This window comes from Xanthomonas sp. JL1, from assembly GCF_038405005.1.
The window spans coordinates 21,937-33,816 of record NZ_JBBYGR010000064.1; the positions used below are offsets into that span (position 1 = coordinate 21,937).

10 protein-coding genes and 1 other RNA gene are annotated in these 11,880 nt (G+C 65.1%); 6 read left to right on the forward strand and 5 right to left on the reverse strand.

What is annotated here, in order from left to right; translation table 11 throughout:
- The first annotated feature begins 306 nt into the window (after positions 1-306).
- Together fabA and fabB are read left to right on the forward strand one after the other, a co-directional pair.
- The gene (fabA, locus tag WJW29_RS15050; RefSeq protein WP_011407593.1) at positions 307-822 is read left to right on the forward strand and encodes a 3-hydroxyacyl-[acyl-carrier-protein] dehydratase FabA; all 516 of its coding nucleotides are present in this window, start codon (positions 307-309) and stop codon (positions 820-822) included.
- A complete protein-coding gene (gene fabB / locus WJW29_RS15055; protein WP_011257649.1) occupies positions 822-2,030 on the forward strand; it encodes a beta-ketoacyl-ACP synthase I in 1,209 nt (402 codons plus the stop codon). The genes fabA and fabB overlap by 1 nt, the downstream gene beginning before the upstream one ends.
- A gap of 113 nt (positions 2,031-2,143) precedes the next feature.
- Here fabB and WJW29_RS15060 read toward each other — a convergent pair whose 3' ends face one another.
- The 3 genes from WJW29_RS15060 to WJW29_RS15070 all read right to left on the reverse strand — a co-directional run bounded on the left by WJW29_RS15060 (position 2,144) and on the right by WJW29_RS15070 (position 6,310).
- Positions 2,144-2,965 carry a hypothetical protein gene (locus tag WJW29_RS15060; RefSeq protein WP_041181965.1) on the reverse strand — a complete coding sequence of 274 codons (822 nt, stop codon included), beginning with the start codon at positions 2,963-2,965 and terminating at the stop codon, positions 2,144-2,146.
- Positions 2,966-3,138: 173 nt separating this feature from the next.
- On the reverse strand, positions 3,139-5,163 hold the full coding sequence (locus WJW29_RS15065) for a M3 family metallopeptidase (protein WP_011407591.1): 2,025 nt from the start codon (positions 5,161-5,163) through the stop codon (positions 3,139-3,141).
- Positions 5,164-5,206: 43 nt separating this feature from the next.
- Positions 5,207-6,310, reverse strand: coding sequence for a PLP-dependent cysteine synthase family protein (locus WJW29_RS15070; RefSeq protein WP_011407590.1), 1,104 nt, complete (start codon positions 6,308-6,310; stop codon positions 5,207-5,209).
- 135 nt (positions 6,311-6,445) lie between these two features.
- Here WJW29_RS15070 and WJW29_RS15075 point away from each other — a divergent pair, with 135 nt between their 5' ends.
- The 4 genes from WJW29_RS15075 to gloA all read left to right on the forward strand — a co-directional run bounded on the left by WJW29_RS15075 (position 6,446) and on the right by gloA (position 10,580).
- Positions 6,446-6,862, forward strand: coding sequence for a CopL family metal-binding regulatory protein (locus WJW29_RS15075; protein WP_011257645.1), 417 nt, complete (start codon positions 6,446-6,448; stop codon positions 6,860-6,862).
- 86 nt (positions 6,863-6,948) lie between these two features.
- Complete coding sequence (locus WJW29_RS15080; protein ID WP_103057232.1) at positions 6,949-8,796, forward strand: copper resistance system multicopper oxidase; 1,848 nt, start codon at positions 6,949-6,951, stop codon at positions 8,794-8,796.
- On the forward strand, positions 8,793-9,899 hold the full coding sequence (locus tag WJW29_RS15085; protein WP_011257643.1) for a copper resistance protein B: 1,107 nt from the start codon (positions 8,793-8,795) through the stop codon (positions 9,897-9,899). The genes WJW29_RS15080 and WJW29_RS15085 overlap by 4 nt, the downstream gene beginning before the upstream one ends.
- Positions 9,900-10,055: 156 nt before the next feature.
- Complete coding sequence (gloA, locus tag WJW29_RS15090; RefSeq protein WP_011407588.1) at positions 10,056-10,580, forward strand: lactoylglutathione lyase; 525 nt, start codon at positions 10,056-10,058, stop codon at positions 10,578-10,580.
- 50 nt (positions 10,581-10,630) lie between these two features.
- On the opposite strand, the gene WJW29_RS15095 is transcribed toward gloA, so the two are convergent.
- Positions 10,631-10,707: non-coding RNA, sX9 sRNA (locus tag WJW29_RS15095), on the reverse strand.
- Positions 10,708-10,796: 89 nt separating this feature from the next.
- The gene (locus WJW29_RS15100; protein ID WP_011407587.1) at positions 10,797-11,831 is read right to left on the reverse strand and encodes an IS630 family transposase; all 1,035 of its coding nucleotides are present in this window, start codon (positions 11,829-11,831) and stop codon (positions 10,797-10,799) included.
- Positions 11,832-11,880: the final 49 nt, after the last annotated feature.

Consider the following 11,880-nt stretch of genomic DNA (forward strand, 5'->3'; position numbering starts at 1 on the left):
GCCAGCGCTGTCTCACGCCTTGAGTGGAGATGGACCACGGCGCGGTCGAAAAACGAGCGCGACCGCTCATCGCAAACCAACGAGTCCGCATCGATGACACCAACGGCACAACCGACCACACACGTCCACCGCCAACCTGTCGTCGCGGGTCCGAGCGCGGCGGTTGCCGCGTACCGCATGTCTCGCCGCACTGCGCAATCCGCTGAAAACAGCACGCATGCGTACGGATAAAACGTTTGATTGAACCGCGCGACCTCATGCACCCTTCCAGGCTTCGCCTTTCGCTCCTTGCAGGAAACCTTCGTCATGACTCGTCAAAGTGCGTACTCGCGCGACCAATTGCTGGCCAGCGCGCGTGGGGAATTGTTTGCACCCGACAGCGGCCGCTTGCCCAATGATCCGATGCTGATGTTCGACCGCATCACCGAGATCAGCGACACCGGCGGCGCACATGGCAAGGGGGTCATCCGTGCCGAACTGGATATCCGCCCGGACCTGTGGTTCTTCGGCTGCCATTTCATCGGCGACCCGGTGATGCCAGGCTGCCTGGGCCTGGATGCAATGTGGCAGCTGACCGGCTTTTTCCTCACCTGGATCGGCGCGCAGGGCCGTGGCCGCGCGCTGGGCTGCGGCGAGGTCAAGTTCACCGGACAGGTCCTGCCCAGCGCCCAGCTGGTGCGCTACGAGATCGATGTCAGCCGTGTGATCAACCGCAAGCTGGTGATGGCGCAGACCGATGCACGCATGCTGGTGGATGGGCGCGAGATCTACGTCGCCAAGGATCTGCGGGTGGGCATGTTCACTTCAACGGAGAACTTCTGATGCGTCGCGTCGTCATCACCGGAATGGGCATCAATTCGTGCCTGGGCAACGATCTGGATACCGTCTCCAGCGCACTGCGCGAGGGCCGCTCCGGCATCACCGCGCTCCCCGATCACGCTGAAGCAGGCTTGCGCAGCCAGGTAGGTGGCGCGGTGGCGCTGGATCTGGACAGCCTGATCGACCGTAAGCTCAAGCGCTTCATGGGCGATGCCTCGGCTTACGCCTATCTGGCCATGCGCGATGCGATCGCCGATGCCGGTCTGGACGCCGAGCACGTCAGCGGCCTGCGTACCGGTGTGATTGCCGGCTCCGGCGGCGGCTCCAGCCAGTGGCAGGTGGAAACCGCCGATCTGCTGCGCAACCGTGGCGTACGCAAGGTGGGCCCGTACATGGTGCCGCGCACGATGTGTTCGGCGGTGTCCGCCTCGTTGGCGACCGCTTTCAAGATCCGCGGCCTGAGCTACTCGCTATCGGCTGCCTGCGCGACCTCGGCGCATTGCATCGGCGCGGCGGCCGATCTGATCCGGCACGGCGCGCAGGATGTGATGTTCGCCGGTGGCGGCGAAGAATTGCACTGGACGATGAGCGTGATGTTCGATGCGATGGGCGCGCTGTCCACCGGCTTCAACGATCGCCCTGCGGTGGCCTCGCGCCCGTACGATGCGCAGCGCGACGGCTTCGTCATCGGTAGCGGTGGCGGCATGCTGGTGCTGGAAGACTACGACCACGCCATCGCACGCGGCGCACGCATCCATGCCGAACTACTCGGCTATGGCGTGACCTCCGATGGCGCCGACATGGTCGCACCCAGCGGCGAAGGCGCGGTGCGCTGCATGCGCATGGCCATACAGGGGCTGGATCGCCCGATCGATTACCTCAACACGCATGGCACCTCCACCCCATTGGGCGATGTCACCGAACTGGGTGCGGTGCGCGAGGTGTTTGGCGACAACGTACCGCCGCTGTCCTCGACCAAGGGGCTGTCCGGGCACTCGCTGGGCGCGGCCAGCGTGCACGAGGCGGTCTACAGTTTGCTGATGCTGCGCGATGGTTTCATGGCAGGCTCGGCGCATATCGAAGAACTCGATCCGCGCGCCGAAGGTTTCCCGATCCTGCGGCAAACCCAGGAAGCGACCTTGAACACGGTGATGTCCAATAGCTTCGGCTTTGGCGGCACCAACGGCGCGCTGGTGTTCGGCCGGGTCTGAAAAAAAGCGGCCTGCCCAGGGCCATCGGACCGAGGCAGGCCGTCGCGACGACGCTGGCAATGCTCCGCGTCGCTTCTGTACATCCGCTGAAACCGCTACGTCAGACCACTGACTCAAACCGCAGCGTCGGACCGCTGGAGCTGGGCTGGCGCGGCCTCCACAGAGGCGTCGTCGCGTGGGGCCGCCGTCCACGCCGAGCCGAGCGCGGCGAAAGCACCAATGCCCCAGGCCACCGACGATGCGGTACCCAGGTTGACCGCCTTGAGCGGCGCATTCTGCTGCGATGCCGCGGTTGCGGCGGCCGCCAGCCCGGCAGCGGCCATATTCGCCGCACCACTGACGCCCTGCAGCACCCGGCTGGGCAACGCGCGTCCGGCATCGTTGGCGGCGCGCAGCAGGTTGGCGCCGCCGTTCACCGCCCAGGCCGCCGCCGACGCGTAGGCCACACTGGTGTTGTCGCTGCCGGTCAGCGACGGTGCCACCGCGCTCAGAACACCTGCAGCAGCACCTACTGCGTTAGCCCCGGATACCAGGGCATTGGCAGGCACGTTGCCAAGTTGGTTGATCGCCGCGCCGCCTGCCCACAGCGCACCGCTGACAGTCCCGGTGAGTCCGGCTGTCCGCGGCGCGGCAGACAGCCGCGAGGCAGCCATCGACAGCCCCGACGCCGCCGCGTCCAGCACCGGGCCACCGTAGGCACCCAGCTGCTGCAGCCTTCCCGGCGCTGCTGCATGCGCGGTCTGCGCTGGCGCGTTAACGTCCGCAGGTGGCCTTGGTGCAGGTCGGGAAGGTGCCCGCGTCAGCGAAGACAGCCTGGCCTCGCCGGAGGGCGCTATGGTTGGTGCTGCGATCGATGCCGGGCCCGAAGTGCCGGCTTCCAGGTCGATGAGACGACCTGCAGGGGAACCCACAGAAGACACGGAGTTGATTGCCATGTGCCACCTCGTTGCATTTGGGTGCTGCAAAGGCTATCCGGACCAGCGATAAAGGCGCCGCAAACCCGTGGCCGGGCCGCGTAAATTCTGCAATACGCCGCCCAGCCCGGCGTGGCCGGTTGTGCATGCGTTCATCGAAGGCGCGCCGGCGACCGGCGCGCCATACCGCTGTATCAGCCGGCCATGCCACTGTGGCGCAGCAACGCATCGATACTTGGCGCGCGCCCACGGAAAGCACGGAAATTGTCAGCCGCGCTGCGGCTGCCGCCGCGCGACAACACTTCATGGCGGAAACGTGCGCCAGTGTCAGCTACCTGCTCCGGCGCCTCTTCGAACGCAGCATAGGCATCGGCACTGAGCACTTCGGCCCATTTGTAGCTGTAATAGCCGGCTGCGTAGCCGCCTGCGAAGATGTGGCTGAACTGATGCGGGAAGCGATTCCAGGCCGGCGGCCGATTGACCGCCACTTCGTCACGCACGCGCTCGATGAGTTGCAGCAAGCTGTCTCGGCTCGGGTCGAAGTTGCTGTGCAGCTGCATATCGAACAAGGCGAATTCCAGCTGGCGCACGGTGAACATGCCGCTCTGGAAATTGCGTGCTGCCAGCAGGCGATCGAACAGGTTGCGCGGCAGCGGCTCGCCGGTCTGCACGTGTGCGGTCATTGCCTGCACGCGCTCCCATTCCCAGCAGAAGTTTTCCATGAACTGGCTCGGCAACTCGACTGCATCCCACTCCACGCCGTTGATACCCGCTACACCCAGCTCGCCGATACGCGTCAGCAACTGATGCAGGCCGTGGCCCATCTCATGGAACAGCGTGGTGACTTCGCCGTGGCGGAAGGTGGCCGGTGCATTGCCGCTACCGCGGCCGAAGTTGCACACCAGATACACCAGCGGCGTCTGCACCCCGTTGGCGGTGGTGCGACGATTGCGGCAGTCGTCCATCCACGCGCCACCGCGCTTGCCCTCGCGCGCATACAGGTCCAGATAGAACTGGCCGACCAGGGCGCCTTGCGCATCTTCCAGCCGGTAAAACCGCACATCCGGATGCCACACCGGCGCGCTGTCCGGCTTGACCGTAAGCCCGTACAGGCTGTGGATCACATCGAACAGGCCGGCCAGCACCTTCGGCTCGGTGAAGTACTGTTTCACCTCCTGCTCGGAGAAGCTGTAACGCGCCTGCTTGAGCTTTTCCGATGCGTACGCCAGGTCCCAGGCATGCAGGTCGTGCAGACCGAGTTCGTCGCGCGCAAAGGCTTCCAGCTCGGCACGGTCACGCTGCGCGTGCGGCTTGGCACGCACGGCCAGATCGCGCAGAAAGCCCATCACTTCATCGGGGCTCTGCGCCATCTTGGTAGCGACGGAATAGTCCGCGTAGCTGGCGAAGCCGAGCAGCTGTGCCAACTCGGCGCGCAAGGCCAGAATGCGATCGATGTTGGCGCTGTTGTCCAGCGCGGCATCGCCAAATTCGGACGCGCGCTCGGCATTGGCGCGATACAACAGCGCGCGCAACTCGCGGCTGTCCGCATCGGTTTGCACCGGCAGATAGCACGGCATCTGCAAGGTGAATTTCCAACCTGGCACGCGGTCCTGTTCTGCGGCAGCGCGTGCCGCAGCGATCACTTCGGCCGTCAGCCCTGATAACTGCGTGTCGTCTTCGGTGAGGTAACACCACGCATCGGTGGCGTCGAGCACGTTCTGCAAAAACTTGGCCGCCAATGCCGAGAGTTCTTCCTGGATTTGCGCAAACCGCGCCTTGGCGGCGTCATCGAGCTCGGCACCGCCCAGGCGGAAATCGCGCAGCGCGTTTTCCAGCACCTTGCGACGGGCTTCATCGAAGTGTGCGGCTTCCGGCGATTGCGCCAGCGCCTTGTATTGCGCATACAGCGCCAGATTCTGACCCAGCGCGCTGCCGAAGCGGCTCACCTTGGGCAGATTGCTGTTGTAGGCCTCGCGCAGCTCCGGCGTGTTGACCACCGCCTGCAGATGCCCCACCTGCGCCCACGCACGCCACAGCCGCTCGGTGGCATCGTCCAGCGGCGTCACGAAGCTGTCCCAGCGCACCGGGCTGACCTGCTCGGCTGCCTTCACCGCCGCCTCGGCCTCGGCGAGCAATTGGTCGATCGCCGGGCCCACGTGTTCGGGGCGGATCGCATCGAAGGACGGCAGTCCGGACAGATCGAGCAGCGGGTTGGTCATGGGGCGCTCCGGTGGTGGACTGGATGATTGCCCGATATGGCGGTCATTCCAGCGCTGCACAAGGCAAAGCAGGCAAATCGCCGCCATTCACGGCCAGCGCAATGGCCGCATCGTTGTCGCTGACATCGATCTCGCGCGCCACGTACCAGGCCGGATCGTAATAACTGTGCGCGTAACGCTCGCCGGCATCGCACAGGATGGTGACGATGGAGCCCTGCCGGCCCTCGTCGCGCATGCGGCGGGCGGCATGCAGCACGCCAACGAAGTTGGTGCCGGTGGAGCCACCGACGCGGCGGCCGAGCGTGGCGCTGACGTGCCGCATCGCCGCCAGGCTCAATGCATCGGGTACCTTGATCATCACGTCCACGCAGCTGGCAATGAAGCTCGACTCCACCCGTGGGCGGCCGATGCCCTCGATGCGCGAGCCGCCGGTGATGGCCAGCTCCTTGGGGCAGTGGCCATCCACCGTGCGGCAATAGCCGTCGAAGAACACCGACACTTCCGGATCGGCGCAGAGGATGCGGGTGGCGTGGCGCCGATAGCGCACGTAGCGGCCCAAGGTGGCGCTGGTGCCGCCGGTGCCGGGGCTGCACACGATCCAGTCCGGAATCGGGTGCGGCTCCTCGGCCAGTTGCTTGAAGATCGATTCGGCGATGTTGTTGTTGGCGCGCCAATCGGTGGCACGCTCGGCGTAAGTGAACTGGTCCATGAAGTGCCCGCCGGTCTCGTGCGCAAGCTGGTGCGAGGCGCTGTCCAGATCGCAGGCGCGCGCGACCAGATGGCAACGACCACCCTGGAATTCGATCGCAGCGATCTTCTCCGGCGAGGTCGAAGCCGGCATCACCGCGATGAAGGGCACGCCCAGCAGGCGCGCGAAATACGCTTCGGAAATGGCGGTGGAGCCGCTGGACGCCTCGATCACCGGGCGCCCGGCGCGCAGCCAACCGTTGGTCAGCGCGTACAGGAACAGCGAGCGCGCCAGACGGTGCTTGAGGCTGCCGGTCGGGTGGCTGGACTCGTCCTTGAAGTACAGATCGATGCCCGGATAGCCCTGCAGATCCATCGGGATCAGATGGGTGTCGGCCGAACGATTGAAATCGGCTTCGATCTTCTGGATGGCGGCGGCCACCCACTGGCGCTGCGACATGGCAGGACTTGGCTGCGAAAGTAGTCTCAATTCTACCGCCGTCGCCCGCGCGCCCGCGCAGCCAGGTCATCGGGCCGGCAGCTGGCTGGAGGCCGATGCTATGCTCACCGCACCTGTCCGCTGCCCCGAGCGCCCGTGCTGCATCGCCTGCTCCGCCTGCTGCTGTGCCTGTGCCTGGTTGCCAATACGGCCACCGGCGCGTGGGCGTCGGTGGGCATGGCGATGCCGGTGATGGCATCAGGCGCAATGCCCGCTGCTGCGATGGTGAGTTCCGTATCGACCATGCATGCGGCGATGCCGGCCGCCATGCCGTGCCATGACGCCACGCCGCCGCCCACCTTCGCGCAGTTGCCTGACAAGGCCACACATGCGCATGCGCACGACTGCTGCAAGCTGGGCAGCTGCGATTGCCTGCAGCACTGCAGCCTCGCCTTGTTGACCTTGCCTGCAGTACCCCAGGGGCAGTTCGGCCAGCTGGCATTGCCGGCCACCTTGGCCGACGGGCGCAGCAGCCCGCTGCCCGACCAACCGGTGCGACCTCCCATCGCCTGAGCGCTGACGGCCTTGCCTTGGCCGTCATCGGCCCCGCGCGCGCGTTGCGTGGGTTTTCTCAGCTATGCGATGCGTCCGTCTTGACGATGGAACGCACCGGAGATGTCATGTCTTTCGATTCCCCGTGTTCCGATGCTTCATCCAGCAACGGCCTGAGCCGGCGCCGCTTCGTGCAAGGCTTGGCCCTGGGCGGCATTGCCGTTGCCGGCGGCCTGTGGCGCCGCGATGCGCGCGCAGCCACTCCGGCCAACACCCCGGTACTGCGCGGCAGCAGCCAGTCGCTGCAGATCGGCCGCATGCCGGTCGATTTCACCGGCCGCACCCGTCCCGCGATCACCGTCAACCAGCGCCTGCCGGCACCGATCCTGCGCTGGCGCGAGGGCGACACAGTGAGCGTGCGCGTGCGCAACGCGCTGACCGACCAGCCCACCTCGGTGCATTGGCATGGCCTGCTGCTGCCGGCCAACATGGATGGCGTGCCCGGCATGAGTTTCGACGGCATCGCGCCCGGCCAGGAGTATCACTACCGCTTTGCGCTGCGCCAGTCCGGCACCTACTGGTACCACAGCCATTCGATGTTCCAGGAGCAGGCCGGGCTGTATGGCGCCATCGTCATCGACCCGCTGACGCCGCCGCCGTATCGGCATGATCGCGAGCATGTGGTGCTGCTCTCGGACTGGACAGATCTCGACCCGGCCGCACTGTTCCGCCGTTTGAAACAGATGCCCAGCCACGACAACGATGCGCAACGCACCGTGGGCGATTTTCTACGCGATGCGCGCGACGACGGCCTGCGCGCCACGCTGGCAGACCGCGGCATGTGGGGGCGGATGCGCATGACGCCCACCGACCTCTCCGACGTCAACGCCAACACCTACACCTACCTGCTCAATGGCGTGGCGCCCGCCGGCAACTGGACCGGATTGTTCAAGCCGGGCGAAAAGGTGTTGCTGCGTTTCATCAACGGCTCGTCGATGACTTACTTCGACATCCGCATCCCCGGTCTGCGCATGACCGTGGTGGCCGCCGATGGGCAGTACGTGCATCCGGTCAGCGTGGACCAACTGCGCATCGCCGCGGCCGAAACCTTCGACGTGATTGTCGAACCGCTCGGCCAGGATGCGTTTACGTTATTCGCTCAGGACATGGGCCGCACCGGCTTTGCCTGCGGCACACTGGCGGTGCAGCACGGATTGCAGGCGCCGATTCCGGCACTGGATCCGCGCGCCATTCTGACCATGCAAGACATCGGCCATGGCGATGGAATGGGGCATGGCGACCACGCGATGCACGGCGACGGTACGACGCAAGGCGACGGTACGACGCAAGGCGACGCGCATGCAGCACACGCGATGGCAATGCCGATGCCGGAAATGCACGGGCATGGGGGTGGCAACACGCAGACCAAGACACCGCATCAACCCGCCAGCGAAGACGGCAACCCGTTGATCGACATGCGCAGCAATGCCACCGCGCCGCGCCTGGACGACCCTGGCGTGGGCTTGCGCGACAACGGACGTCGCGTGCTGTGCTACGCCGATCTGCACAGCGTGTTCGACGACCCGGATGGCCGCGAGCCCGGTCGCGAGATCGAGCTGCATCTGACCGGGCATATGGAAAAATTCGCCTGGTCATTCGATGGCATCGCATTCGCTTCCGCAGAGCCCTTGCGCCTGCAGTACGGCGAGCGGCTGCGCATCGTATTGGTCAACGACACCATGATGCAGCACCCCATCCATCTGCATGGCATGTGGAGCGATCTGGAAGATGCCGACGGCAACTTCCAGGTGCGCAAGCACACCATCGACATGCCACCCGGCACCCGCCGCACCTACCGCGTGCTCGCCGACGCGCTCGGTCGCTGGGCGTATCACTGCCATCTGCTGTACCACATGGAAGCGGGCATGATGCGCGAAGTGCGGGTGGAAGCATGAGCCGCTTTCGCACCCAGGCCTGGTTGGCAGCCGCGCTCTTGGCCAGTGCATCTGCGGTTGCACAGGAGCATCAGCACGATGCGATGCAAGACGCACCACAGGACATGCAGGACCATGCGATGCAGATGACCGATGGCGCGCAGAAGGCGCCGTCCTCATCTCAGGCCGCACACATGGACCACGCCCACATGTCGCACGCTGCCATGGAGACTGGAACCACGGAGCAGGAAGCGATGAAGCATGGATCCATGGACGATGCAGCCATGAGCCACCAGGCGATGGATCACTCGAAGATGGACCACATGCAGTCCACCAATGCCGCGCAAATTCCTGCATCGCCCACCAACACCACAATCACCGGCAACCTCGCCGATACACGCAGTACCGCACTCCCACGCACCCCCATCCCGACACCCACTGCGGAAGAAATCGCCGCCGCATTCGCCCCATTGCAAGCGCATACGATGCACTCGGCAGGCATCAACCACTATGTCCTGCTTGATCGAATGGAGGCTTCCAAAACCGAACGCGGTAGCGGCCAGGCATGGGAATCACGCGCATGGATCGGCGGCGACATCGATCGGCTATGGCTGCGCAGCGAAGGCGAGCGGCACGACGGACGCACCGAACCCGCCTCGCTGGAAACCTTCTACGGCCATGCCATCTCGCCGTGGTGGGATCTGCTCGTCGGCGCACGTCAGTACATCGGCACAGGCGACCATCGCAGCTGGGCGGCATTCGGCGTGCAGGGACTGGCGCCCTACAAGTTCGAAACCGAAGCCACGCTGTATGTAGGCGATGGCAGCCGCGCAGCACTGCGGCTGGCAGGCGAATACGAGGTGCTGCTGACAAACCGGCTGATCCTGCAACCGCACGTGGAAGCCGACATCGCGCTCACCGACGACAACCGCCGCGGGATGAGTCGCGGCCTGGAAGAAACCGAACTTGGCCTGCGCTTGCGCTACGAAATCACTCGCCGTTTCGCGCCATACATCGGTTGGGTACATCGCCGCCGCTTCGGCGATAGCGCAGCACGTGCGGCGATGGAGGATGCACCCGCACGCGACAGCCGTTTGGTTGCCGGTGTCCGCCTTTGGTTCTGAGGCAATGGCATCGTGCAGGCCGCAGCCTTCGATACCGCCATCAACGCTAACGCATCGCAGACGCTGCCAATGGCCATGACACGCCAACTACCACGCCCTCGCTAACATCGACAGCAACGCAGCATGCTGCGCCCTTATTCAACCCAGGAAACCGCCATGGCTTTGAACGATCTACAACACGTGCCAGGTGCCATCGCTGCGCCCGCCGAAACGCACGGCTTCGTATTCAACCACACCATGCTGCGCGTCAAGGATGCCAAGCAGTCGCTGGATTTCTACACACGCGTGCTGGGCTTCCGCCTGCTCGACGCACGCGATTTTGCCGACGCAACATTCAGCCTGTATTTTCTCGCGCTGCTGCCGGAAGGCACTGCCATTCCCGATGACGACGCGCAGCGCCGCCTGTGGATGGCCGGCATCCCCGGCGTGCTCGAACTGACCCACAACCACGGCACAGACACCCAGGACGGCCCGGTCTACCACGACGGCAACAGCGACCCGCGCGGCTTCGGCCACATCTGCGTTTCAGTGCCGGACATCCATGCCGCCTGCGCACGCTTCGACAGCCTCAACGTGCCCTACCAGAAACGCCTGGAAGACGGCCGCATGAAGCACCTGGCCTTCATCAAGGACCCGGATGGCTACTGGGTCGAGATCATCTCAAATACGCCATTGGCGTAAGGCAAACGAGAATGCCCGGTCTCCCCGGGCATTTTCATTCGACTTGGAGCCGCTGACAAAACGTAGCGAGCCGCTGTCAGGTGAGCGCGGACGGCGCGCTCAGAACCGCAGTGGACGCGTGGTACATGCCGATTCCGAGCACAGGCCGCGCCCGCCTGGCGGCTACGCAGTCGTTTTGTTGGCCGCTCTTATTGATCCGGCATCAACCAACTTGAATCAAGCCGCATAGCGAACCGGCCCATGCTCGAAGTATTTGCGAATCCGCTCAGGCTGGCGCTGCACGCTGCGAAGGTGGCGTGCGGTGGCCTTGACCAGTTGCAGCTTTGTGCGCGCTGGCGCCAGCGTCGTGACGGCTTGCTTGATGTCGGCGTTGGCCATTTCGTCGGGGTTGAGTTCGGGGCTGTAGCTGGGCAGGTAGAACACCTCGATCGCATCGGCGTGCTCGGCCAGCCACGCCTTGACGGGCTTGGCGTGGTGTACCCGCAGGTTGTCCAGGATCAGGAACAGCTTCTTGCTCGCCCCCTTGATCAGCCGGCGCAGGAAGTCGATCAGGATGTTCGTATTGAGCGCGCCGTCGAAGATGCGCCAGCGCATCTGGCCCTTGTTGGTCACGGTGGAGATCACCGACAGGCCGTGGCGCTTGCTGTTGACCCGGATCACAGGCGTCTGGCCTTTCGGGGCGAAGCCGCGCCCGCGCACGTCGTCGCTGCGCAGGCCGCTCTCGTCGCCCCAGTGAATCTCGGCGCCCTCGGCCTTGGCACGAGCGGCAATGACCGGGTAGTCCTCGTCGAGCCACTTCCGGACTGCGGCGGGTGATTGCTCGTAGGCCTTCTTCATCGGCTTTTGCGGCGTGAAGCCCCAGCGCGCCAGGTACAGCCCCATCGTGCGCACCGGCAGGCGAATGCCAAAGCGCTGCTCGATGAGCTGCGACACCGCCGCGCGCGTCCACAGCGCGTAGGGCATCTTCAACTGGTCAGGCGTCTTGTCGGTAATGAGCTTGCGCACCAAAGCTTCCTGCGCCGCGTCGAGCAGCCGGCCGTCGCCGCTGCGACGCCCGCTGGGCGCGTCGCGCAAAGCCTTGGCCCCTGCCACATCGTGACGCTTGCAGATGTCGAACACACCCGTGCGGCTCAACCCAGTCTGCGCCGCGATCTCGTCGTAGGTCTGGCCCGCCTTGCGCAGTCGAATGACCTGCACGCGCCTTTCGTGCCGCGCGTCGCGCGACAACGATCTCATGTCGGTTGCTTCCATCATCCTGAGATGATGGCGTCCACGAGAAGTTCAAGTTAACTACTTCCTA